The 22,859-nt window shown below is 67.9% G+C and carries 20 protein-coding genes; 10 read left to right on the plus strand and 10 right to left on the minus strand.

Annotated features, from left to right (window positions below):
* Nucleotides 1-388: 388 nt before the first annotated feature.
* Entirely contained in the window at nucleotides 389-760 is a 372-nt protein-coding gene (locus Pla123a_RS07260; RefSeq protein WP_146585389.1) for a hypothetical protein, read from the minus strand.
* 481 nt (nucleotides 761-1,241) lie between these two features.
* Here Pla123a_RS07260 and Pla123a_RS07265 point away from each other — a divergent pair, with 481 nt between their 5' ends.
* The 9 genes from Pla123a_RS07265 (at nucleotide 1,242) to Pla123a_RS07305 (ending at nucleotide 12,024) form a co-directional block, all read left to right on the plus strand.
* The gene (locus tag Pla123a_RS07265) at nucleotides 1,242-2,855 is read left to right on the plus strand and encodes an ABC transporter permease (RefSeq protein WP_146585391.1); all 1,614 of its coding nucleotides are present in this window, start codon (nucleotides 1,242-1,244) and stop codon (nucleotides 2,853-2,855) included.
* A gap of 175 nt (nucleotides 2,856-3,030) precedes the next feature.
* Nucleotides 3,031-5,643 (plus strand): hypothetical protein, encoded by a 2,613-nt coding sequence (locus Pla123a_RS07270; protein WP_146585393.1) that lies wholly within the window; start codon nucleotides 3,031-3,033, stop codon nucleotides 5,641-5,643.
* A 500-nt stretch (nucleotides 5,644-6,143) separates the two neighbouring features.
* A complete protein-coding gene (locus Pla123a_RS07275; RefSeq protein WP_146585395.1) occupies nucleotides 6,144-7,070 on the plus strand; it encodes an ABC transporter ATP-binding protein in 927 nt (308 codons plus the stop codon).
* Between the two features lie 65 nt (nucleotides 7,071-7,135).
* On the plus strand, nucleotides 7,136-7,687 hold the full coding sequence (locus tag Pla123a_RS07280) for a hypothetical protein (RefSeq protein WP_146585397.1): 552 nt from the start codon (nucleotides 7,136-7,138) through the stop codon (nucleotides 7,685-7,687).
* Between the two features lie 430 nt (nucleotides 7,688-8,117).
* Nucleotides 8,118-9,353: a serine hydrolase domain-containing protein gene (locus tag Pla123a_RS07285; protein ID WP_146585399.1), complete on the plus strand. Its 1,236-nt coding sequence runs from the start codon at nucleotides 8,118-8,120 to the stop codon at nucleotides 9,351-9,353.
* Between the two features lie 624 nt (nucleotides 9,354-9,977).
* Nucleotides 9,978-10,331, plus strand: a complete 354-nt coding sequence (gene arsC / locus Pla123a_RS07290; RefSeq protein ID WP_146585401.1) for an arsenate reductase (glutaredoxin) — start codon at nucleotides 9,978-9,980, stop codon at nucleotides 10,329-10,331.
* Nucleotides 10,331-10,882: a magnesium-dependent phosphatase-1 gene (locus tag Pla123a_RS07295; protein WP_231956356.1), complete on the plus strand. Its 552-nt coding sequence runs from the start codon at nucleotides 10,331-10,333 to the stop codon at nucleotides 10,880-10,882. Before arsC ends, Pla123a_RS07295 begins: the two co-directional genes overlap by 1 nt.
* 158 nt (nucleotides 10,883-11,040) lie before the next feature.
* Entirely contained in the window at nucleotides 11,041-11,406 is a 366-nt protein-coding gene (locus Pla123a_RS07300; protein ID WP_146585403.1) for a hypothetical protein, read from the plus strand.
* Nucleotides 11,407-11,544: 138 nt separating this feature from the next.
* Entirely contained in the window at nucleotides 11,545-12,024 is a 480-nt protein-coding gene (locus Pla123a_RS07305; RefSeq protein ID WP_146585405.1) for a hypothetical protein, read from the plus strand.
* A 7-nt stretch (nucleotides 12,025-12,031) separates the two neighbouring features.
* On the opposite strand, the gene Pla123a_RS07310 is transcribed toward Pla123a_RS07305, so the two are convergent.
* The 9 genes from Pla123a_RS07310 to Pla123a_RS25250 form a co-directional block, all read right to left on the minus strand.
* Complete coding sequence (locus Pla123a_RS07310) at nucleotides 12,032-13,321, minus strand: NAD(P)/FAD-dependent oxidoreductase (RefSeq protein WP_146585407.1); 1,290 nt, start codon at nucleotides 13,319-13,321, stop codon at nucleotides 12,032-12,034.
* 18 nt (nucleotides 13,322-13,339) lie between these two features.
* The gene (locus Pla123a_RS07315; protein WP_146585409.1) at nucleotides 13,340-13,906 is read right to left on the minus strand and encodes a hypothetical protein; all 567 of its coding nucleotides are present in this window, start codon (nucleotides 13,904-13,906) and stop codon (nucleotides 13,340-13,342) included.
* Nucleotides 13,907-13,968: 62 nt separating this feature from the next.
* Nucleotides 13,969-14,826, minus strand: a complete 858-nt coding sequence (locus tag Pla123a_RS07320) for a prenyltransferase/squalene oxidase repeat-containing protein (protein WP_146585411.1) — start codon at nucleotides 14,824-14,826, stop codon at nucleotides 13,969-13,971.
* Nucleotides 14,827-15,345: 519 nt separating this feature from the next.
* Complete coding sequence (locus tag Pla123a_RS07325) at nucleotides 15,346-15,987, minus strand: response regulator transcription factor (RefSeq protein ID WP_146585413.1); 642 nt, start codon at nucleotides 15,985-15,987, stop codon at nucleotides 15,346-15,348.
* Nucleotides 15,988-16,292: 305 nt separating this feature from the next.
* Nucleotides 16,293-16,907 carry a response regulator transcription factor gene (locus tag Pla123a_RS07330; RefSeq protein WP_146585415.1) on the minus strand — a complete coding sequence of 205 codons (615 nt, stop codon included), beginning with the start codon at nucleotides 16,905-16,907 and terminating at the stop codon, nucleotides 16,293-16,295.
* Complete coding sequence (locus Pla123a_RS07335) at nucleotides 16,907-19,984, minus strand: PAS domain-containing protein (protein ID WP_146585417.1); 3,078 nt, start codon at nucleotides 19,982-19,984, stop codon at nucleotides 16,907-16,909. Before Pla123a_RS07335 ends, Pla123a_RS07330 begins: the two co-directional genes overlap by 1 nt.
* A 170-nt stretch (nucleotides 19,985-20,154) precedes the next feature.
* Nucleotides 20,155-20,805 carry a tRNA (guanosine(46)-N7)-methyltransferase TrmB gene (gene trmB / locus Pla123a_RS07340; RefSeq protein WP_146585418.1) on the minus strand — a complete coding sequence of 217 codons (651 nt, stop codon included), beginning with the start codon at nucleotides 20,803-20,805 and terminating at the stop codon, nucleotides 20,155-20,157.
* A gap of 83 nt (nucleotides 20,806-20,888) precedes the next feature.
* Nucleotides 20,889-21,383, minus strand: a complete 495-nt coding sequence (locus Pla123a_RS07345; RefSeq protein ID WP_146585420.1) for a 3-hydroxyacyl-ACP dehydratase FabZ family protein — start codon at nucleotides 21,381-21,383, stop codon at nucleotides 20,889-20,891.
* 57 nt (nucleotides 21,384-21,440) lie between these two features.
* Nucleotides 21,441-21,539 carry a 50S ribosomal protein bL37 gene (locus Pla123a_RS25250; protein WP_369299136.1) on the minus strand — a complete coding sequence of 33 codons (99 nt, stop codon included), beginning with the start codon at nucleotides 21,537-21,539 and terminating at the stop codon, nucleotides 21,441-21,443.
* Between the two features lie 244 nt (nucleotides 21,540-21,783).
* Between Pla123a_RS25250 and Pla123a_RS07350 the strand changes: the two genes are divergently transcribed.
* Complete coding sequence (locus Pla123a_RS07350) at nucleotides 21,784-22,806, plus strand: hypothetical protein (protein ID WP_146585422.1); 1,023 nt, start codon at nucleotides 21,784-21,786, stop codon at nucleotides 22,804-22,806.
* Nucleotides 22,807-22,859: the final 53 nt, after the last annotated feature.

The following is a 22,859-nucleotide window of genomic DNA, read 5'->3' on the forward strand; positions in this document are numbered from 1 at the left end:
TCCCTTCGTGCTTGTGCTTGGTAGGACGGCCCTTGGAATAGCCGTCGTTGACACCATCACTTACGAGGGGATCCGCCGCTGTTACGCGGCGGGCGCAGAAATCGGAGCCCCGCTGATTGCGCCCCGCGGGCCCAATTAGCGATCGGCGCCGGCGGGCGGGGACCCATGCGGGGACGTTCCGCGGGCTTCGAGCGGTCGTTTTCTGCGGAGAATCACGCGGCTAGCAGCGCGCAACAAGGGGCGCGCTGCCAGGAACGCACGCCCCAAGGGGATCTCAACTTCCGATTGCTCGAACCGCCAGAAAAGAAAAGCAGATCGGGCCCGGATTTTGCGCGGGCTGGCTGGTCTCACCCCTCGACCAGCCGACCCTCGCAACCAGTCGGCCCGGTTAGTGCTCGAGGAACTTGCCGCAGTTTGGGCACTTGGCGTACCACATCGGCACCTTGGTCCCGCACTCGCACTTGGTCTTGTGCTTTATAACCGAAGAGCCGATCAGGCTGGCGCTGGTGCTGGCGTCGGCCTTGGCGGGGTGGTCGTCGAACACCGACTCCGAAGACGGCGTCGGGGGCGGGGCCGCGTGCGCGGCGCGGTGCTCGCTCAGCACCGCCTCGCGGAAGGCGTGCTCGGTCTCGTCCGTGGAGTCCGGCACCTGCACCACGACCTGCTGACCCACACACTTGGGACACAGGCCCTTTTTGCCCGCGTACTTGTCTTTGACCTTGAACGAGTGCCCGTTGGGGCAGTGCACTTGGATTCCCATGCTTGCGGCCTCGTCTACCTACGCGGACAGTTGGTCCGGCCCCGCGGGGGATCCCGTGGATAACAGGCCGTCCCTACCCACCAGTGACGTGCCGCCCAATCGAGCCACGCACTCCGGCCGAATCAAGCCCAACGCGTCACGGTAACGTGTGCCAATTCTCTGCCCGTTCGAGCGCAGTCGCCAAAGTTCCGGCGGCGCAGCACGCGCCGACGTGCATCACAGTGACAAGCGTCGAAGCAGTTCTTCCTGCAAGCTTTGCCGGCAGCCGACCAGGCGCCAGAGGAGTCGATCCAGAGCAGTCGATCCAGAGGGGTCAATCACGAAAAGCCGATCGTCGAGATCGGGGTGGCCGGGCGCGGCGAGCAAGGGCCTCCGACCCCTGCCTGTGTCATTTAACCTATCTTAAGCACCAGCTGAAATCAACAACGATGACCGCGGGGCGCCTTGGGCTGGCGGGCGTCGCCTGCCTAAACTACCTGAGATGACTGGACTTAATGCTTCCCGATGGCTGCCCCTGGCGCCCTTAGCCGCAGCCGCCGTCGGGGTGGTTGCCGCCGGCCCGCGCGCCCAGGGCCTGCTGGCCAACACGGCGCTGGTCGCCGCCGGGACGCTCGCCCTCGCGCTGCCGATCGGCGTGCTGCTGGCGGTGCTGATCCACAAGACCCGGCTCCCCGGCCGGGGGGGGGCGTCGGTCGCGCTGCTGGCGATGATCTTCGTGCCGCTGCACCTGCACGCCGCCGCGTGGCGGGCCGGTTTTGGCGTGCTCGGCTGGTGGACCCAGTTCGGCGCGGCGGAGGGGCCCACCCACGTGCTGCTCGACGGCACGGCCGGCGCTGTCTGGGTGCACGCGATGGCCGCGACCGCCTGGGTGACCCTGATCGTCGGCGCCGCGCTCGCCGCGGTCGACCCACGCGTCGAGGAGGACGCGCTGCTCATGATGCCGGCGTGGCGGGTGCTGGGGAGCGTCTCGTTCCGTTGGGTCGCGCCCGCTTTGCTGCTGGCGGCAGGCTGGGTCGTGGTCACGGTGGCGCACGAGATGACCGTCACCGACCTGTTCCAGGTCCGCACGTTCGCCGAGGAGGTTTACACGCAGCACGCCCTCGGACTGTTCGACCCCGCGCAGCTCGACGACCCGGCGCAGCGGCTCGAGGCGGGCCAGCTCGGCGCCGGGCTGCTGGTGGTGTGGTGCGTAGCGGTCGCGCTGCTGTGGGCCGCGCGGCCGCTGGCCGAGGGGATCGCCGCCGGCATCACCCGGGACGCCTGGCGGTGTCCCGTCCGCTGGCGGGCCGGCGGAGCCGCGCTGCTCGCGGGTCTCGTGCTGCTGCTCGCCGGCCTGCCGGTCGGCAACCTGGCGACCAAGGTCGGCGTCTACGCCACCCGCGAGGGCGACGCCTGGCGGCGCGACTGGTCCGCTGCCAAGGCGGTCGAGCGTGTCGCCGCGGCGCCGGTCGAGCACCGCCGCCAGCTCTGGCAGTCCGCCAAGCTCGGCCTTGGCGTGGCCTGCGGCGCGACGCTCCTCGGCGCGCTCGTGGCGTGGCGGCTGGCTAGGGGCGGCTTCGAGCAGCTCGCCTGGCTCGCCTTCATCGCGTTCTTGCTGACCACGCCCGGGCCGCTGATCGGCATCGGGGCAATCTGGGTTTTCAACCAGCCGCGCGACTCGCCGCTGTCGTTCCTCAGCTGGCTGTACGACAACACGCTGCTGGTAGCCTGGGCGGTGCAGATGACCCGGGCGGCGCCGCTCGTAGCGCTGGTGCTGTGGCCGGTGTGGCGCTCGCTGCCGACCGGGCTGACCGACGCCGCGCGGCTCGAGTCGGGCCCCCTGGGCGCGGCCTGGGCGGCGGTCCGGGCCCGCCGTTCGGCAGTAACCGCGGCCTGGATGGTCGCGCTCGCCGTGTCGTGCGCCGAGCTCAGCGCCACGCTGCTCGTCCTCCCCCCAGGACCCCAGACCGTCACGATCGAGTTGTTCAATATGCTCCACTCCGGAGTGGATGACCGGGTAGCGGCGATTAGTCTCTGGCTCGTTGCGCTGTTCGCCCTGCTGGCGTGGGCCATCAGCCGCTGCTGGACGCGGGACGCGGCGAGAACAGGCGATTAGCGGTTCGGCGGCGTCCCCGAATGCGCCAAGCTGCACAGCGGGCCGAAAAGCGATAAAATACCCACGGCCCGCCGAATCACCCGCGGCGGCCGGCGAACTACCCGAGCCCGCCGCTCCCCGATTCGCAACTCGACACGCACCACCGCTCCCGCCATCTGGCCAAAAAAACGCCCGCATGAAGCACGCTTTCTTCGCCAGACGCCCGCTGCTGCTCGGTTTGTGCCTGCTCGCGCTGCTGATGCCCGGCTGCCGCGGCTGCGACGACGGCCTCACCCCGCAGGAGCGGGCCCAGAAGCAGCAGGAGGAAGAGGAACGCAGGCTCAAGGAAGAGGAGGAGAAGAAGAAAAAGGCGCCGATGGTGGTCAGCACGCTCCGCCCGGCGCCGACCCAGTCGGACTCTCCGCGGCTGTTCGTGAAGCCGGGCCACTGGTCGACCGTCAGCCAGGAGATGAAGCGCAACTACGACGACTGGGTCGGCCGCACCAGCCAGGAGGTCGTCGACTCCAACGGCCAGCCGATCCCGCTCGACTACACCGCGTTCTCGCTCCGCAGCCAACGCCCGGTCGCGCTCAGCAAGGGCCAGACCAAGGATGTCGAGAGCGTCTTTTTCGCTCCCCCCATCACCCGCAAGTTCAACATCCGCGCGCGGATCTCCGGCCGCGACGGGCTGGACGTCGTGCCGCTGCCCCTCGAGCCGGTCACGCCGATGCAGTCGCACCAGTATCACTTCGTGGTGCTGGCCGCCAACCCGGCGAGCTACGGTCGGCTCGGCTCGCTGCGGTCGGTCAACTCGCCGGTGCACTTTGAGTTCGACCTGCTGTCGAGCCCCAGCGGCCTGCCGCCCCGCCTGCAGTACCGCGTGGTCGCGCCGGAGCTGGGCGAACGCGCGCCGCTGCCCGACAACCTGTACTGCCTGACCTCGACCGCCTACCTGCTGTGGGACGAGGTCGACCCGACGATCTTCGAGCCGCCGCAGCGCGAAGCGCTGGTCGACTGGCTGCAGTGGGGCGGCCAGCTGATTATCAGCGGGCCCGATTCGCTCGCCCTGCTGCGCGACAGCTTCCTCGCACCGTACCTGCCCGCCACCGCCGGCGACGCCTGGGAGATCACCGCGGCCGACCTGCAGCCGATGGTCGACGCCTGGGGCGTCGGCAAGGGGCCCGAGCTGCAGCTGCCGCGGCCCTGGTCGGGCGTGCGCCTCGACCTGGTCGAGGACGACTCCGACCGCCGCGAGTCCGACTCCCCGGTCGCCCGCGCGACTGCGCAGCTCCGCTGCGGCGAGCTGTTCGCCGAACGCCGCGTCGGGCGGGGCCGGGTGCTGGTGTCGGCGATGCAGCTCAACCAGCGCGGGCTGCAGAACTGGGAGAGCGGCTTCGAGTGCCTGATGAACGCGGTGGTGCTCCGCCGCCCGCCCCGCCGGTTCCGCAACGACAACTACAGCGCCGGCGTCCGCTTCGACGAGGAGGCCGGCTACGGCGTCAGCGGCGACAGCCCCGGCGAGAGCACCCTGGCGGTCGAGTGGGCCGACGGCCGCGACAAGGTCGCGCCCGACGCGGCGGTCAACACGGCCTTCCGGATGCTGTCGCGAGACTCCTACAGCGAGGCCCACCCCTGGCGGTACACCCGCGGCGCTACGCCCGACGCTTCCAATCCAGGATTCGGGGGCCAGCTGGGCCAGATGGCGACCGACGCCACCGCGGTCCGGCCCCCCAGCTACCCCGGCGGCGCCGGCGGCTGGGACGACTTCAACGCGGTCTCCGAGGCGGCCCGGTCGTCGCTCCGCGAGGCGGCCGGCGTCACCGTGCCCGACTCCGGCTTCGTGCTCGCCTGCATCGGCTTCTACCTGCTGGTGCTTGCGCCGTTCAACTGGATGGTGTTCCGCGCGATCGGCCGCGTCGAGCTGGCGTGGGTCGCCGCGCCGCTGATCGCCATCGCCGGCACCGTGGTGGTGGTCAAGCTCGCCCAGCTCGACATCGGTTTCGTCCGCGCCCAGACGCAGATCGCCCTCTTGGAGACCCAGCCCAACTACCCCCGCGGCAGCCTCACCCGCTACACCGGCGTGTACACCTCGCTCGGCACCAACTACGAGATCACCTTCGACGACCCGGCCGCGGTGGCCGCCCCATTCGCCAGCGGCAGGGAGTTCGAGCTGCTCAGCGGCCAGCGGATCTCCCAGGTCACCTACGACCGCCAGGACAAGGCCCGGCTTGAGGGGCTGACGGTCTCGTCCAGCACGACCGGCATGGTGCACAGCGAGGAGATGCACGCCGTGAGCGGCGCGCTGCGGCTCGGCACGGCGACCAGCGGCACGCTGCAGATCGAGAACCTCTCCGACCAGGACCTGCGGCAGCTGGTGGTGGTCTACCGCCCCGTCCAGCGCACGGGGCCGGGCGAGCAGGCGCCGCCGCCATCGCTGCGGGGCTGCTGGATCGGCAAGCTGCCGCAGCGGGAGTCGATGGCGCTCGCGTTCTCGGCGGTCCCCATCAGTGAGGACGCCGCGGCGTTCCAGCAGGAGCGGACGCAGGACGCCGGTTCCGCCGCGGCCAAGCGGAACGACGAGATGAACCTCGAGCCGCTCTGGCGGGTCGCGCTCAACCCGGCCGAGTTCGAGCCGGGCGAGTACCGCGCCGTCGCGCGGATCGACCGCGCCCTGCCCGGCATGACCGTCCGCCCCGCCGCCGCCCAGGAGAGCGCCGCCACCCTGTGGGTCGCGCACCTGCAGTACGAGATCCCCACGGCCCCCGAGCCCGACACGAATGCCCCGGTCGATTTCGCGAAGGAAGAGTAGGAGAGACCAGAATCCGAGGTGGCGTCCGAGCGACAAGTTGCTCGAGCAACAGGTATTTAAACAGGAGGCAGCAGAGAGAGCAGAGCACCAGAGCACCAGAGCACACCTCATGGCCTCGGCTCTCTTTGCTTCCTCCTGTTCAAACAAACCCGTAAGAAGATTCTGAACAGAAGAGAACGAAGGTAACGAATGAGGGCCAGACTAGGCCGCGAGTCGAAGAACGGGGACTGGCTCGAGGCGTGAGTCCGGCCCGCCCCAAGCTGGCGTCACGTGTGTCGTGCCTGTCTCCCTTTTCCGACGGACCAACGCGGCTCCGCGCTGAAAAGGGGGACAGGCACACGACCGCAGCCACGTCGAACCAACGGCGAACCCGGAGGTGCGGTCGAGAGCCAGTCCCCGTTTTCAGCTCACCTAGACCGAGTCAGAACAGCACGCCAACCGGCGCCCCAGCGGATCCTTCCCCAACCATCCGCGATCCGCAATCCCCAATCCGCAATCGAATGATCGAGATCCACAACTTCCGCAAGACCTACGGCGACTTTGTCGCGGTCGAGAACCTCAGCCTCAAGATCGGCGCCGGCGAGATGTTCGGGTTCATCGGACCCAACGGCGCCGGCAAGAGCACAACCATCCGCTTCCTCGCCACGCTCCTCCGCGAGACCACCGGCGAGGCCACCGTCAACGGGCACAGCGTCACGGGCGACCCGGTCGCTGTGCGGCGGAGCATCGGCTACATGCCCGACATGTTCGGCGTGTACGACGGCATGAAGGTGTGGGAGTTCCTCGACTTCTTTGCCGTGGCGTACGAGATCCCCCGCGCCAATCGCAAGGCGGTGATCTCCGATGTGCTCGAGCTCCTCGACCTGACCCACAAGCGGGACGACTACGTCAACGGCCTGTCGCGGGGCATGAAGCAGCGGCTCTGCCTGGCCAAGACCCTGGTGCACGACCCACCCGTGCTGATCCTCGACGAGCCCGCGTCCGGCCTCGACCCCCGCGCGCGGCTCGAGGTCAAGGCGCTCCTCAAGGAGCTCCGCAAGATGGGCAAGACGATCCTCATCTCCAGCCACATCCTCACCGAGCTGGCCGACGTCTGCACGTCGATCGGCATCATCGAGCGCGGCAAGCTGCTGCTGGCCGGGCCGATCGACAAGGTCTACCGCAAGATCCAGGCCAACCGCCACCTGCAGGTCCGCTTCTCCGGCGACCCCGACCCGGGCGTCAGCCTGATCCGCAGCGACCCGAACGTCCGCAGCGTGCAGATGGAGACCCGCGGCTGCCTAGTCGAGCTCGCCGGCGACGACGCCGACGTGCAGCGGCTCCTGCACAACTTGGTCGCCGCCCAGGTCGGCCTGACCTCGTTCGCCGACAAGGAGCCGACCCTGGAGGACGTGTTCATGATGGTGACCAAAGGGTTGGTGACTTAGGTTGTTGCTCAGCGGACTACCAGCCGTGTAGGAGGCGTCTCCGACGGCGATGAATACCAGGTTAAATGGAAACGATCGCACCTAAGGAATCCGCGAGCCGATCAATGCCTGCAGATCGCATTCACTTTAAGCAGCGGTGGGGCAGGGCGTGCTGCCAGTTCGAGATGAACGGCGTCGTGGTTCCGGTCACCTGCCCAATAGCGTGTTCACCGGACCGCGGAACGCAGTTTGAGTTCCAACTGCCCGGCGGCGATTCGGTCGTGGCCACAATCGACAATCCACCTGCGACAACCATCTGCGTGAACGAAACGCCGGCCGCGGTGATCACGCCCGTGATGTCGCTCTCCCAGCAGCGTTTCGGGCATAGGCCCTACCCATTGCAGGTCGCGGAGGTCGCGTACGGCGGCGAGGCTTGGCCACTCGTCGGCACGGTATACTGCGGTTGGGCAATGAACCACTTCAGGGTATTGACCGAGAGCGGCGCCCGGGCGTGCTACTGGAAGAAGACCGCCCTCTGGGGGCGTGGCGGTGCGACGCTACTCGTTTCGCGCCGGGTGGATCGCTGTTTCCTTGCGGTGGCAATCTCGGCCACAGTCACTTCAATGCTGCCGGAGTAGAGTCAGCCAGCCTGTAGGAGCCGTATCCGACAGCGATGTCTACCTGCGGGGCAATGGCGTTCAGAGACCGTTCCCACAGGCAATAGTTTTCGTGCCTTCTCGTGCCTCTTTGTGGCTACTGATTGGCCACGAAAAGGCACGAAAGAGCACAGTAAAGAAAAAGGGTGGCCGCGACTTCCGCGAGCGAGTAGCGTCGCCAACCGGGCCGATTCGTTCGAGCGGTAGTCGGGGTTGCGAAGGAACAAGAGGCAAACCGGGTTGGCCAATGGCGCGCGGGCGTCAGGGGCGCTCCCGCAGGGAAGCCCCCGAGGGGTGCCAGCCGGCGTCGGCTAAACGTCGAGGGCTTCCGCGGGCGCGGAGCGCCCCCGGGAATACCGGGCATTCTGCCTGTTACAATTGGGGGCGTTTGGAAGCACCCAGGAGACTCACCATGCGCACGCAACGCGTTCTCGCTTGCCTCATTGGCCTCACGCTGCTCGCTCCGGCGGCTTTCGCTCAACGGGCAAAGTCATCGACAGCCTACCCGCACGCTTCCGAGCCGATCGGCTCGGTGCGTGAGGTCTACGACGGCGCCCTCTCGCCGGAGTCCGCGGTCCGCACGTTCCGCAATATCGACCGGCTGTTTCCGACGCGCACTGTGCCGAAGTCGCTGACGCCGTGGCCGCTGCCTCCGGCGGCGACCACGCTCACCAACGTCAGCTTTGAGGATAAGGGCCAGGCGTACGACCTGATCGACTACCTGCAGGTCAATCGGATCGCCGCGCTGTTGGTGCTTAAGGACGGGCGCGTCGCGCTCGAGATGTACCGCTACGGCAACACGCCCCAGACCCGCTGGATGTCGATGTCGGTGGCCAAGTCGATCACGTCGACGCTGATCGGCGCCGCGGTGAAGGAGGGCTACATCGACAGCATCAACGACGACGTGACCAATTACGCGCCGGCGCTGGCCGGCAGCGTGTACGAGGGCGCCACGGTGCGGGACGTGCTGATGATGGCGTCCGGCGTCCGCTGGACCGAGGTCTACACCGACCCCACGTCCGACCGCCGGCGGCTGCTCGAGGCCCAGATCGCCCAGCAACCGGGCGGCGCGATGGAGCTGATGGAGCGCCTGCCCCGTGCGGCCGAGCCCGGAACGCTCAACAACTACAACACCGGCGAGACGCAGGTCGCCGCCGAGATCCTCCGCGGCGCCATCGACCGCCCGCTGGCGGACTACCTCTCCGAGCGGATCTGGAGACGCTTCGGCATGGAGGCCGACGCCAACTGGTGGCTCGAGTCCGAGGGCGGCATCGAGATCGGCGGCAGCGGCTTTAGCGCCACCCTCCGCGACTACGGGCGGTTCGGCCTGTTCATGCAGCGCGGCGGCCTGGCCGGCGGCGAGCGGATTCTGCCCGACGGCTGGGTCGACGAGGCGACGTCGCCCAAGGTGCTGAAGGGCGGTGACAAACTCGCCTATGGCTACCTGTGGTGGCCCGGGACCTCGCCCGGCTCGCGGCGGGACCGCACCTACATGGGCATCGGCATCCACGGCCAGACGCTGTACGTGAACCCGGCGGCCAAGGTGGTGGTGGTCGCCTGGGGCGCCCGGCCCGAGCCGATGGCCGAGGGCGTGATCGACGATTTCGCGTTCTGCGACGCCGTGGCCGACGCGTTGCGAAACGAATAGACGGCGCGGGCGCCGGGGCGCTCCTGCAGGGAAGCCCCCGAGAGGTACCAGACGGCGTCTGCTGAACGTCGGGGGCTTCCGCTGTCGCGGAGAGCCCCGGGCGCCCCCTCGCACAGTCCTATTGCCCCCCGTTTTCGGTGGAAATCCACCCCCGATGTGATCTAATGAGGGCTGCAACCGGGCGCCCGCCTGCAATCGGCGAGGCGGGCGGTCGCGGTGCGCGGGCGCCGGGGGCGCTCCCGCAGGGAAGCCCCCGAGACGTTCCAGCCGGTGCTCGCTGAAAGTCGGGGGCTTCCGCTAGCGCGGAGCGCCCCCGGCGCCCTTCGATGCTTCAGGACGACTCTCTGCTGTTGGCTTCGGTTTGTCGCTTCAGAGCGAAACGTGACCGGACTTTACGGACAAAACCCCCGCCGCTGGGCTGGGCTTTATTCGTTGTAAACCGCTGCGAGAGAAAGACTTGCGGTGGTTGGGAGCATCGGATCGCAGTGGGTTTTGTCCCCTCCGCTCGTGTTTTCGGACTAAACAGGGTCGGACAAAACGGCTCGGACAGAACTCCCCGGAACAAAACTCGTGGCGATTGGGCCTGGCGGCCCACGCTAGGACTGGCAGGTTGGAAAGGGACTAATGGCGACGACGATCTATCACAACCCGCGGTGCAGCAAGTCGCGCAACGCATTGGCGCTGCTCGAGGAGCGCGGCGTGGAGTTCGAAGTGATCAAGTACCTCGAGGACCCGCCGTCGACGAAGGAGCTGCAGCGGGTCGTGGGGTTGCTGGGGATCAAGCCAGCCGAGCTGGTCCGCCGCGGCGAGAAGGTCTTCAAGGAGCTCGGCCTGGCTGAGCAGGAGCTGACCGACAAGCAGTGGATCGCCGTGCTGGTCGAGCACCCGGTGCTGATCGAGCGGCCGATTGTCGTGCACGACGGCCGGGCGGCGATCGGGCGGCCGATCGACAACATCGAGGCGATCCTGACCGATTGATGGCCGCGACCCCGATGGACCAACCCGCGCTGATTGTGTTCGACCTCGACTTCACGCTGTGGGACGCCGGCGGCGTGTGGTGCGACTGCCTGACGCCGCCGTTCCGCCAGCAGGAGGGCCGCGTCGAGGACCGCGAAGGCCGCCACGTGCGGCTGTACGACGACGTGCCACGGATCCTCGACGAGTGCGAGGCCAGCCCCGCCGCCCTGGCGTTGGCGTCCCGCACCGGCGAGCCCGACTGGGCGCGGCGGCTGGCCGAGCTGCTGGGCATCCGGGCGCGGTTCGCCCACCAGGAGATCTACCCAAGCTCCAAGGTGCGGCACTTCGCCGCCCTGCGGGAGGCGACCGGCTGCGACTACGACCAGATGCTGTTCTTCGACGACGAGGAGCGGAACGTCCACGAGGTCGGCCGGCTCGGCGTGACTTGCGTGCTGGTCGAGCAGGGAATGACCCACGCGGTGTTTCAGGATGGTCTGGAGCGGTTCGCGGTGGTTGGAAGGCGAACCGGTAGATTGCTAGGGGAGGGTGCGGTCCAAAGCGGCCGAACATGAGTAAGCGAACGCAGGAGAACAGGAGGAAGCAGAGAGAGCGGAGCACAAGGGCAGGAGTCTGCTATCTCCGCGGCCTCCTGTTCACAGCCGTCAGGAGGACCGAGATCGCCGGTAGGCGCCTAGCGGTAATAGTCAAAGTGCAACTGAAGGGAGAAGCAATGAAGTCACGTTCGATGATGGTTGGTCTGGCGGGCGCCGTGGTGTTGGCGGCGGCGTTGATGTCGCTCGACGCGGGCGCCGAAGAGGCGAAGCCGCCGGTCGACCCCGGCAAGTTCAAGGACAAGGTTACGCTGTTCTACCTGCACGGCAGCTTCGACGGCGGCAGCGTGATGATCCGCGACGCGCGGTTCGAGCAGGTGCACGACCGCTGGTTTGTGACCGGCACGTCGCCCGACGCCGGCGACCCCGACGATTGGGCCCGCGACTCTGAGGCCGGGATCGACTGGCAGCGCGTCGAGTCGTTCTACGTGTTCACCGAGGAGCAGTTCCAGCAGCAGGTGTTCGAGGGCCCCGGCGCGATCTAGCCCAGGACCATTGAGCGTCGGCGGCCACGCCGTCTTTGTGGGTGGTACGCCCTGCAAGGGCGTGGTGAATCACCAGTGGGGCAACCACGCCGTTGCAGTGCGTGCCAATCAAGCGGTTGCCGCGATACCGAGAAGAGGATGTCTGACAAAGAAGCACGCTCGACGATAAGAACGCAGCTCGCCATCGTGCTGCTGGCCATCGGCATCCCGTTAGCCGGCGCGGGCGTTTGGGCGTTGGTCATGCTCTCCACTTGGCGGCACGTGCCCGAGGCCTACGCGGCCTGGGATGCCGGCACGCTGCTGGTTGCCTACATGCAGGCGAACGACGATCGCTGGCCGGCGGGCTGGGGGGAACTAGCAGCGTTCGCGGCGGAACAGGGGGCGGCGATCCAGTTGCGTGGCGGCCAGTACCCACCATCGGACCGGTATGAAGCGAGGTTGGCAGAGATCAAGAACCTGGTGAAGATCGACTGGGACTTCGATCCAACGGCGCCCGCTGCCGGAATACCGGTGACGAACGCGGAGGGCGGGCCGCCATTGGCGCTTTGGGAAGACCCCAACGAGATGGTTCGTGAGTACTTGGCGTCTAGGGTCGAGTTGGCCGACGAGGGAGAGTGATCGTCGACTACGCCAGTACCGGGGCCCCGTCGACCATCTCGTCGTCGGGCTCGCTGTCGGAGGCTTCGGCGATCATCCGCTCGAGCCACGGGTCGAGGTCGTCGAACAGCTTGGGGACGTCCTCGTGGAACATCCGGCCGATCAGCAGGTTGGTCAGCGCGGCGGTGTGCTCGGGGTGCTCCATCGCGAATTTGCCGACGCGGAACTCGCCGGAGTAGAAGGCGTGCACCAGCTTGCGGACCCACTTGGTGCCGGCGGAGAACTCGTCGTTCCACGCGCCGAGGCGCTCGGCCGAGGGGTCGTCGAGGCGGAGGGCGTCGATGACGCACTCAGAGGCCATCTCGGCGGACTTCATCGCGAAGTACACGCCGGAAGAGTAGACGGGATCGATGAACCCCCAGGCGTCGCCGGCGAGGACCCAGCCGTCGCCGGCGGGCTGCGTGGTCGAGTAGCTGAATTCCTTGGCGACGCGGAGGTCGTCCAAAGGCTCGGCGCCCTCGACCCGCTGGCGGACGCCGTCGCACTTCTGGAGTTCTTCGGCGAAGATCTGCTCAGGCTTGCCGCGGCCCTTAAGGAGGTAGTCGTTGTCGGCCACCACGCCGACGCTCACCAGGTCGTCGGCCTGGGGGATGTACCAGAACCACGCCTGCTTGTCGCGGGTGTGGGAGATGATCGTCTTGACGCCGCCGCCCGACTCGTCGCGGTCGGCGCCGCGGTAGTGCCGCCAGATGCTCGCCTTGCGGAGGTTGGGGTTCACCTGCTTGACGCCGAACTTGTTGGCCAACAACGACTGCTGGCCGGAGCAGTCGAACACGACGCGGGAGCTGATATCCACGGTTTGCCCGTCCGACTGCAGCCGCACGCCGGTGACCAGGTCTTGGGTCTTCAGCACGTCGAGCACGCGGGTCTTGTCGAGGCACTCCGCGCCCTTCGCCCGAGCGTTGTCGAACAGCATCTGGTCGAACTCGGCGCGGTCGACGTGCCAGGTCTCGCTGCTTTCGTGCGGGTCGTGGTTGCGGAAGAAGAACGGCTGCGACTCGCGGCCCGTGTTGTTGACGAACTGCACGCCGACCTTCTTCGCGAAGCGCGAGGCCTTGAGCTGATCGAGCACGCCGAGCTTCTCGAAGGTCCAGTAGGTCTCGGGCATGAGCGACTCGCCAACGTGCTCGCGGGGCAGGGCGTCGCGCTCGACGAGGAGGGTGGTGTAACCCGCCTGGGCGACCAACGCGGCGGCGGTGCAGCCGGCCGGGCCGCCGCCAATGACGATGCAGTTGTACTGTCGGTTGGTGGGGGGCATTGGGGGGCGCCTGGTTGGCTAGGCTTGGACGATCTCGAGCAGCTCTACCGCGGGTCGGCCGTCGACCAAGATCCGGGCGGAGCGTCCGTAGATCGGCTGGTTGGTTTGCAGTCGGAGTTGTTCGCGGAGGTCGTCGCCGGGTTCGATCCGCCAGAGGGCGAGCAGCTCGACCTCGCGGAGCAGGTTGTTGCGGATCAGGATCCGGCCGAGCGGGGCGGCGTGGGTCTCGATCTGCTGGCGGACCAGGTCCGGCAGCCCGGTGAGGTCGATCCGCATGATGCCTAATTGTACGGGGGTCCCATCCGAATGACGAGTTAACAGACTTTTGCGGACATAGGAGTCGGGCGCGGACTGCTCCTGGACCACGACCACCTTGACCAGCGACTCGTGGAAGGCCTCGAGGGTGACCGTCATGTGGTCGTCGTGGGCGAGCAGCGCCTGGTAGTGGGGCGGCATGTCGGCGGCCGAGACCGCGGTCAGCTCGCCCAGGGGCGCCGGGTCGCTGTAGAACACGCCGGCCAGCTTGAGCATCTCGGGCCGGTGAGACTCGCCGACCTCGGCGGAAAGCTGCGAGCGTCCTGGCATGGCGTCGACTCCGGCGTCGCTGATTGGGGCACGAAGAGCGGGGGAGGGCGGCCGCCGGCGGGCTACTCCTGCAGGCAGTCGGCCAGCCAGGTGGCGTCGGGGCCGACGTTGGTCAGCAGGCAGGTCACCGCCCGGCGGACGATGGGGTGCGAGGCCTTGCCGGCGCTGGCAAGTGCGGCGACGACGAAGCTGGTGGTCTGCACCTGGCCGCGGAAGCAGCCGGCGTCGGACTGCTGGGCGGCGATTAGCTGCAGGCACGGTTCGACCGACACGCCCCGCAGCCAGCGGAGCGCCGGGTTGCTGGGACGCAGTTGGCGGAAGCGGGCCAGCCCGCCCGCGAGCATCACGGGGTTGGTGCTGTCGAACTGGGGGCTGCTGAGGAGGCCGCGGATGCTGGCCGGGGCGGCGGCGCGTTCGAACCGCACAACGGGCGTCTGCTTCCAGCTCCCCACGCCGGCGGCGGCGCAGGTGCTGAGCACGCCGAGCAGCAGCGAGCGGTCTTCGATGGTGCGGCGGAGGGCGGCGGCGCCCTTGCGGGCCTTGATGTACTGTTCGAGCCGGGGCTCGAGGTCGGCGTAGCGGGCCGGCACGCAGGTCAGCCGGAACACGGACAGCGCCAGCATTGAGCTGGTGAGGTCGGACGGCGCAGCGGGCGTCTCGCCCCAGCCGCCGTCGGGGTTCTGGCAGTCGGCCAGCCGACGCATGCTAGCGAGCATCAGCTCGCTGAGGTCGCCGCGGTACGCGACGTCGAGCATCTCGGCCTGGGCGGCCGCTAGCGACGAGTCGCCGTACTGCTCGGCCATCACCAGCGCCGAGACGGCGGTCGCCGTGCTGCGCACCGAGAACGGCGGCGTCGCCGGGAGCGTGATCGGACCAGCGGGAGCAGTCATCGATTCGGGGTGGTCAACAGCGGGAGGCACGCGGCTTTCCTCGGTGGACTCTGGTCGGGGGACTTGGGAAACCGGCCGCGGGTCGTCGGCCGCGGGTCCGGCGCCCACGAAGGACCAGCAAGGCGTGCGGCAACCGGGTGGCGACGACGCGGCAGAGGGACGCGGTGGAGGGTAGGCTGGAGGGGGGTGAGCTGCAGAGGGCGACAGGCCCGGTTTCGTGTGCCCTCATTTTACGTGGGCCAAGAATGGGTGTCGATACGCCGGGACTGCTGGTGAGCCCGGCGGATTCGTAAACCCCGCATTCGGAAGGGGTTACGGTGCGAGAGCGCATGAAAAGCGGGGATGCAGTGGAGCACAAGTCCCGAAGGCTAATCTTCGAGGCTTCCTGCCCTGGAGGCTCCACTGCGTTCCCCGCAAGCGGTGTCGTTTGGCACGCTAGAGGGGGTATCGGCGCGGCCGTGGTGGTTTCACGATGTGGTCTCCCGGGGGCTGCCAGTCAACCTCGCGCGATCACCCCCCGTTGGGGGACTGTTTGGCGCCCACCGACGACTAGTCAACCACGCCGGCCGCCACGCAAAGACGCACAAGTTCCGCAACGGAGTTAACCTGGGCAGCGCTGTAGATCTTGCTGCGGCGCGACTCAACCGTGCGGATGCAGACGCCCATCCGGCTGGCGATCTGCTTGTTGGGCACGCCGTCGAGCACCATCCGGAGGACTTCCATTTCCGAGTCGTTCAGCTTGGAAAGGCGTTCTTTCGCGACGCGGGAGGGCTGCTCCTGCTCGCGGCGGAGGACGTCCGCGGCGATTGCCGCGCCGACAGCCTCTTCCAGGGCGATGTCCGAGCAGGGCTTGTCGAGCACCGACACCGCGCCATGACGCATGGCGTCGACCGTGGTGGAGGTCGTCGCGTAGCCGGTGATCAGCACCGCTGGCGTTTGTACGCCATCCTCGGCCAGGCGCCGCAGCAACTCGCTGCCACGCATGCCGGGCAGTCGGTCATCGAGCAGCAGGCAGCTCGGGCCTTCCGGCTTGCGGTTGGCGAGGAACTCTTCGGCCGAGCCGTAGGCTTCGACCTTCAGCCCCTTGGGCTCGAGCATTTCGCAGACAGCGCTGCGGGCGGCGGCGTCGTCTTCAATCACGAAGACGCGTTTTTGTTCGGCAGAGAGGGGACCGTTGTCAGTTGCAATCATGGGAGGGCCTTGTAGGGGTGAGGGTCGGTTGGCCGGAGCTGGTTCCGACAGCAGGCCAACCAGATAAGCGTGCTAGCGTTGGACCGGCGGGGGACCGCCGCTTAGCGGAGCCGTCGCCGAGCCCAGGAGTTCGCGGCCCGTGAGGAGGCCCGTTCTCTATCCCAATAGTACGGCTGGGGTTACACCATTTGCAGACTGCAATAGATGCAATCGAACGCGGATGCACTGGCCCGCACTGTGGGGGGCCGCACTGCACCGCCCCGCAGCTGTGGCCGCCCGCAGAACGCGGGCGGTCGCGTGCGCTGTTACTCGTTGGGCTTTGCTTCAACAACCAGCCGCACCAGCTCGGCGACGGACCCCGCGCCCAGCTTGGCAAAGATGCTCTGCCGCCGCACCTCGACCGTGCGGACGCTCAGTTCCAGCTTGTTGGCGATGGCCTTGTTCGGCTCGCCTGCCACCACCAGCTCCATTACTCTGCTCTCGGAAGGGGTGAGGCTCTCCAGCCGCTGGGAGATTTCGGAGCGCTGGCGGTCGGCCTCGAAGTTCTCCTGGTCCTGGGCCAGGGCGTTGCGGATGGCGTCCCACAGCTCGAGATTACGGCACGGCTTCTCGAGCAGCGTCACCGCGCCGTTCTTGATCGCCCGCACGGTGACGGGCGTCTCGGCGTAGGCGGTCAGCACGACCGTGGCGATCCGCCAGCCGAGGTTGTTGAGCTCTTCCTGCAGCTCCAGGCCGCTCATCCGCAGCATGCGGACGTCGGTCACCAGGCAGGCGGGGCGGCGGCCGTCGTATTTCTCCAGGAACTCCTCGGCCGAGCCGAAGCATTCGCAGTGCACGCCCATCTCCCCAACGAGCGACGCGACCGCTTCGCGGATTGCCTCGTCGTCGTCGACAATAAAGACGGTTTCGGATTTCGCCATCAGTCGTTCGATTCGGCTACCGGGATGCGGACGGTAAACGTCATGCCGGCCTGCTCGTTCTGGCTGGCCTGGATGACGCCGTTGTGGGTCTCGACGATGCGGCGGCAGAGGGCCAGGCCGATGCCCATGCCCTGGGGCTTGGTCGAGAAGAACGCGTTGAACAGCTCGTCGGGGTCTTCGGCGTCGGCGCCCTTGCCGTTGTCCGAGACGCGGACCTCGACGGCCCGCTCGCCGAGCCGGGTCGAGATGCGGATCTCGCCGTCGGCGACCCCGCCGTCGCGGATCGCGTCGACGCCGTTCTGGATCAGGTTGACCGCCACCTGCTGCAGCTGCACGGCGTCGCCCTGAACCTGCGGCAGCCCCTCTTCCAGGTCGAAGATCAGCGAAGCCTGGGCGTGGGTGTTGTAGCCCATCACGAACTCGGCCGACCGCCTCAGCAGCTGGTTGATGTCGAGGAACGTGATGTCGGTCTGGCGGGGCCGGGTGTACTCGCGCATGTGGCGGATGATGTCGCCCGCCCGCGAGATCTGCTCCGACGACTTCTGGTACAGGCTCTCGGCCTTCTCGGTTTTGCCGGAGCTCAGCGCGCTGCGGGCGGCGGCGTTGAAGGTCGCCGCGGCGTGCAGCGGCTGGTTGACCTCGTGGGCGATGCCGGCGACCGTCTCGCCCATGGTCGCGACCCGCCCAAGGTGGGCGAGCTGGGCCTCGAGGACGCGGCGTTTCTCGCGGGCCTCGATCATGTCGGTGATGTCGCGGTCGACGCCGACCATCCGCAGCGGCCGGCCCGATTCGCTACGGCGGATCACGCGGCCGCGGTTCAGGTTCCAGCGGAACTGCCCGTCGGCGTGCCGGATGCGGTACTCGGCCTCGAAGACCGGGGTCTCGCCGGCGAAGTGCCGGTGCATTGCCCGCTCGGCCTGGTCCCAGTCGTCCGGGTGGATCCGCTCACGCCAGGCGTCTTCGCTGCGGCTGTTCTCGCCGGGCGGCAGTCCCAGGGTGCGGAGCCAATGGTCGCTGACGACCACCCGAGCGTGCTCGATGTCCCAGTCGTACACGCCCTCTTCGACGCCCTCGATCGCGAGCCGCAGCAGCTCACGGTTCTCTTCCGACGCGCGTTCCGCGGCGTCGCGGGCCATGGTGCTCACCAGGATCTCACCGATGAGACGCAGCAGCGCGATCTCCTCGTCGGTCCAGGTCCGCTCGTGCTGGTGGGTGGCGAAACCCATGTAGCCCACCACCTGACCCTCAGCCAGCATCGGCACGTTGATGAACGATTTGGTGTGCATCGCGACCAGCGCCGCGCGGAACTCGGTCGTGTTTTCGGGCAGCGAGTCGAGGCTCGGCATGTGGAAGGGGACGCCCCGCCGAATCGATTCCTCGGGCCACGGCAGAGAGTCGACCGGTATCGTCTGCACGCCCTGGAATACCGGTGGCGCCGTGGGCGACGACCAGTAGTAGCGGAGCTTCCACTCCTGACGCGCCTGGTCGAGCAGGTAGATGAAGCTGCGGTCGACGCCGGTAAACTCGCCCAGCTCCTCGAGGACGCCGCTGAGAGTCTCTTCGCGTTTGTCCAGCGGCGGGTTGATCAGGCGGGTGCTGATGCCGAGCACCAGCTCCTCGAAGTTCAGCCGGCGTTCAAGCTCCTCCTGGGTCCGCTTCAGGCCGGTGATGTCGCGGCCGACCGACTGGTACTCGATAAAGTTCCCGCGGTCGTCGAACAGGGCGCGGTCGACCCACTGGTACCAGGCGAGCGAGCCGTCGGTCCGCACGACGCGGTGCTCGTCGACCGCCAGCGGCGCCTCGGGTGTCAGCCCCGCGAGCTTCTTACGCACGCGGGCAAGGTCCTCACGGTGGACGTTGTCCAGCACCGGCGTGCCGATGATCTGGTCGGCCGGCTTGCCGAGGAACCGGGACACGGCGTCGTTGACAAACCGGTGACCGCCCTCGGCGGTCCAGCGGATGATCATCTCGGTCTGGTCACGGACGATCTCGTGCAGCCGCCGCTCGCTCTCGGCCAGACGACGCTGCGAGTCGAGCCGTTCGAGCGTGTTCCCCACAACCTCGACAAACACCCGGATCAGCGCGAGGTGCTCGTCCCGCCAGCGGAAACGCCGCCCGACCGTCGCGCAGTTCACCATGCCGGTCAGCGCGTCGCCGATCATCAGCGGGTAGTGCAGCGCGGAGCGGACGTCGTACTTCTCGTACAGCATCCGGAAGCACTTGGCCTCGACCGGGGCGTGGCTGGTGTCGTCCAGCATGAAGTGCCGCCCGCTGGCCAGTTCACCCAGCTCCCACTCGAACTCGTCGGCGCAGAGTCCACTCACAGCCGGCAGCAGCGAGGCGCACCCGTCGACGTACCACTCGTGGGTAAGCTCGCCGAGCGCGAAGCGGTCTTCGAAGAGCCGGATCGAGCAGCGGTCGACGCCCAGGAACTCGCCCACCCGCCGCAGCGACTCGTCGATCGCCTCGTCGACGTCGTCGGCGGTCAGGTTGATGAACCCGGTGCTCAACGACACCAGCACCTTCTCGAACTCGATCCGGTACTCGAGCTCACTCGTGCGGCGGCGGACGCTCACCTCGAGCTCGTCGCTGATCGCCCGCAGCCGAGTCGCCACCTCGTCCTGCGGGCAGGCGGCCTTGCACATCCCCTCGTGCCCGATCACCGACCCCGAGGGCGAGTGCAGCGTGCGGGGGGTGACCTCCATCGGCGCCGACCTGCCGCTGGCGCACTTCAGCATGATGACCTTGGTTGGCGAGTCGGCGCCGTCGAGCAGAGCGAGCTCGTTCTCTTCGGCCATCGAGTAGGTTGACGAGGCGGCGTCGACAAACTCGCGCCAGTCCCGGCCGACCATCGCGGACGGCTGGAAGCCGAGGATCCGTGCGACCGACGGGCTGACGTACGTTAGTCGGCTGTCGTTGTCCGCGGCGTAAATGAAGTAGTCGACTGCTGGGTTGTCGGTCAGCCGCTCGTAGCGGCGGTCGAGCTGCGCCTCGGCCACCTCCCGCCGCCGCCGCTCTTCGGCGAGCTGCTCGGCCAAGTTTGCCGTGCTAGCGGGTTCTGAGAGGGGCGAGGGCATGGGAATCGGGTCGGGGTAGTTCGGGTGTCCGCAGCTCTAGTGTAGTTTACTGAGAGTACGCTCCCGAGGCGAACCTTCGGTAACCCGCGACCGCCGCGGCGGCTCGTGCCCTGGGAACCAGACCGATTGAATACCGCTTGCGCAACCGCGTGCCGGCCGGCCTCGGACCGTTACTCGGCGCGGAGCTTGATAAACTCGGCGCGGTAGACAGGCTGGTCGGCCAGCCGAGTGCGGCGTTCGAAGTGGGTGCGATAGTCCAGCTCGTGGGTGGCTGGCGTGGCCGGCACGTCGTGGGGGCCGTCGAGCGGCACGCTCGCGGCGATCAGCTCGAGGGTCGCCGTGTAGTACTCCTGCACGTCGGTCCAGAAGTGAAGCTTCCCGCCGGGCCGCAGGGTGCGGTGGGCCTGCAGCAGGAACGCCTCATTGAGCACCCGCCGCTTGTGGTGCCGCTTCTTCCACCACGGGTCCGGAAAGTAGACGTGCACCGCCTCGAGGCTGTCGGTGGGCACAAACTCCCGCAGCAGCCGCTGGCCGCAGCCGGCCAGCATCCGAGCGTTCGTCCGCTCGGCCTGGGCCAGCCGGGCCGCCGAGTGCCGGGCGTAGCTGAACGAGATCTCAACGCCCAGGAAGTTGTGCTCCGGCTGGGCACCCGAGGCGGTCCGCATGAACAGCCCCTTGCCGCTGCCGATCTCAAACTCGAGCGGGGCGTCGTCGCCGAAGAGCGTCTGCGAAGTGCAGCTTTCGGGCAGGTCTTCGAACTCGAGCAGGTGCCAGCCGTAGTCGAGGTTCTTGTCGATTCGCTTTAGCGCGCGGCGGCCCATTTAGGATCAGCTCGGGAAGAAGGGGGCGGTGGCGGCTGCTCTCAGGGCGGCCGGCCGCGCTCAGCAGGCACTCGGGAGGGCGGCTAGGCGATGCTCGGCAGCGGGACGCCGCGCATCTGGCCCTCGCAGACCAGCGTTGTGCCGACGAAACACTGGAAGCGGAACACGACCATCGCGCCGGGACGGAACCTGGTTCGCTGCGCGACAATTACCAGCCGGTCGCCCGGCGTCACGGGGCCGCGGAACCGGACGTCGTCCAGCCCGCCGAAACCCAGCGGGCGGTCGCCCACCAGATTGTGGCTGCGGGCGAGGTAGCTGCACGCCTGGGCCGAAGCCTCACACATGATTACGCCGGGCATCAGCGGCATGCCGGGCATGTGCCCGCGGACCCAGAAATCGGCTTCCGAGGTGTCCCTGTAGGCAATCACGACGCCGGCCTCCGCGTCATCGCGCACGACGGCGGTCAGCTGCTCCATCTCGAAGCGTTGGGGATTGAACTCCCGGATCGCTTCGAGATCGGCGCTGATCGTATCGCAGTCGATCGTTGCCGGATCGACTATCAGGTCCTTGCTAGACACCGCGTTGGCTCCGCTTACGCTCGCTCACAGAAACGAACCTCAAACCGCAGCGGCGGCTTAGGTCTTCACCTTCTGGCGACGTTCCTTGCGAGGACGGCTGCAAGCGGGACGCTTGCCGTGGTTGGCTTTCTTCACTTTGCGACCAGGTTTGGCCATGACAGACTCCGCGTGAATTCGAGGCTCCGCCAGACCCTGCGAAGGGTTGGCGGCTAGAACAAGCCCCACATTCTAGCAGTGTCCGCCAAGCAGGGGAACCCAGGGTTCCGGCCGTTATCCGGGCGGGACGGCCCCGCCCGGCTGGCTCGGCAGCCCGACCAGGGCTGATCTTGCCCCAGTTCCGGCAACCGGCAAGAGTGTTCCCGACGCCGGTGCATTTCCACCTCCTCAAACGAGTCCTACCATGGTTGCACGAGCCCTGGTCGCGGTCCTGCTTACAGGCACGCTGCCCGCGATGGCCGAGAAGCCCCCTCAACCGTTTGGGGCCGAGCGGCTCGCGTCCTTCCAAACCGACGTCATGTCCTTCCGACCCCCCACGCTAGGCGGCAGGCAGTTCTGGGCCGACCAGCTTGTGCTGCACGACTGGCGGATCCAGCAGAACGTCTTCACCGGCCACAGTCGGCTGCTCGACCCCAGCGACCGCCGCGTCGCCTCCGGCGGCTACGACGAGTGCCGCGACCGGTTCGAAACTATTCAGGCAGAGCAGCAGATTCCGTCCCTCAAGCCGCGGACGGTCGTCCTGCTGCACGGGCTGTGGCGCTCGCGCGGCGCTATGAGGCCCCTCCAGGAGCACCTCAGCCAGAACGACGCCTGGTCCGTCATCTCGGTCGAGTACCCCAGCACCCGCGCCACGGTCGGCGAGCACGCCGCGGTGCTCAAGCGGGTCGTCGACAACCTTGAGGGCGTCGATCAGATCGATTTCGTCTGCCACAGCCTCGGCAACCTGGTGGTCCGCCGCTGGCTGCACGACTACTACCTGCCCGCGTGCGAGGCGCTGCCCGCCGACGGAGGATCGGGCCCGCCGCGGCTCGGCCGGATGGTGATGCTCGGCCCGCCGAATAACCGCCCCGAGCTGGCCGGCTGGGTCGTGCCGCTCGACGTCACCGGCCAGGTCTACGGGCCTTCGGGTCGGCAGCTGAACGACAAGTGGGATGAGCTGGCGCCGACGCTCACGGTCCCGCCGTGCGAGTTCGGCATCCTGGCGGGGGGGAACGCGAAGAGCGGCCGCAACCCGCTGATCCCCGGCGACGACGACCTGGTCGTCACGGTCGACAACACCCGCCTGGCGGGCGCCGCCGACTTCCGCGTCGTGCCGGCGATTCACACGCTGCTTATGGGCCACCCGGACGTGCAGGCGATGACCGAGCGGTTCCTGCTCGAGGGGAGCTTCGAGGGCAGCGGTCAGCGGCAGCCGATCGCCGAGTAGCCGCGCGTGGGTCCTAAGCTAGGTTCTACGCGGTTCTCGCGATACCTCACCGA

Source organism: Posidoniimonas polymericola, assembly GCF_007859935.1.
GTDB classification, from domain to species: Bacteria; Planctomycetota; Planctomycetia; order Pirellulales; family Lacipirellulaceae; genus Posidoniimonas; species Posidoniimonas polymericola.

Coding starts and splice junctions, on each gene's coding strand:
- trmB (WP_146585418.1), bottom strand. CDS start 20,805: ATGGGCCGCCGCGCGCTAAAGCGAATCGACAAGAACCTCGACTACGGC.
- Pla123a_RS07280 (WP_146585397.1), top strand. CDS start 7,136: ATGGAAACGATCGCACCTAAGGAATCCGCGAGCCGATCAATGCCTGCA.
- Pla123a_RS07310 (WP_146585407.1), bottom strand. CDS start 13,321: ATGCCCCCCACCAACCGACAGTACAACTGCATCGTCATTGGCGGCGGC.
- Pla123a_RS07285 (WP_146585399.1), top strand. CDS start 8,118: ATGCGCACGCAACGCGTTCTCGCTTGCCTCATTGGCCTCACGCTGCTC.
- Pla123a_RS07300 (WP_146585403.1), top strand. CDS start 11,041: ATGAAGTCACGTTCGATGATGGTTGGTCTGGCGGGCGCCGTGGTGTTG.
- arsC (WP_146585401.1), top strand. CDS start 9,978: ATGGCGACGACGATCTATCACAACCCGCGGTGCAGCAAGTCGCGCAAC.
- Pla123a_RS07315 (WP_146585409.1), bottom strand. CDS start 13,906: ATGCCAGGACGCTCGCAGCTTTCCGCCGAGGTCGGCGAGTCTCACCGG.
- Pla123a_RS07265 (WP_146585391.1), top strand. CDS start 1,242: ATGACTGGACTTAATGCTTCCCGATGGCTGCCCCTGGCGCCCTTAGCC.
- Pla123a_RS07295 (WP_231956356.1), top strand. CDS start 10,331: ATGGCCGCGACCCCGATGGACCAACCCGCGCTGATTGTGTTCGACCTC.
- Pla123a_RS07260 (WP_146585389.1), bottom strand. CDS start 760: ATGGGAATCCAAGTGCACTGCCCCAACGGGCACTCGTTCAAGGTCAAA.
- Pla123a_RS07270 (WP_146585393.1), top strand. CDS start 3,031: ATGAAGCACGCTTTCTTCGCCAGACGCCCGCTGCTGCTCGGTTTGTGC.
- Pla123a_RS07330 (WP_146585415.1), bottom strand. CDS start 16,907: ATGGCGAAATCCGAAACCGTCTTTATTGTCGACGACGACGAGGCAATC.
- Pla123a_RS07325 (WP_146585413.1), bottom strand. CDS start 15,987: ATGATTGCAACTGACAACGGTCCCCTCTCTGCCGAACAAAAACGCGTC.
- Pla123a_RS07275 (WP_146585395.1), top strand. CDS start 6,144: ATGATCGAGATCCACAACTTCCGCAAGACCTACGGCGACTTTGTCGCG.
- Pla123a_RS07305 (WP_146585405.1), top strand. CDS start 11,545: ATGTCTGACAAAGAAGCACGCTCGACGATAAGAACGCAGCTCGCCATC.
- Pla123a_RS25250 (WP_369299136.1), bottom strand. CDS start 21,539: ATGGCCAAACCTGGTCGCAAAGTGAAGAAAGCCAACCACGGCAAGCGT.
- Pla123a_RS07350 (WP_146585422.1), top strand. CDS start 21,784: ATGGTTGCACGAGCCCTGGTCGCGGTCCTGCTTACAGGCACGCTGCCC.
- Pla123a_RS07335 (WP_146585417.1), bottom strand. CDS start 19,984: ATGCCCTCGCCCCTCTCAGAACCCGCTAGCACGGCAAACTTGGCCGAG.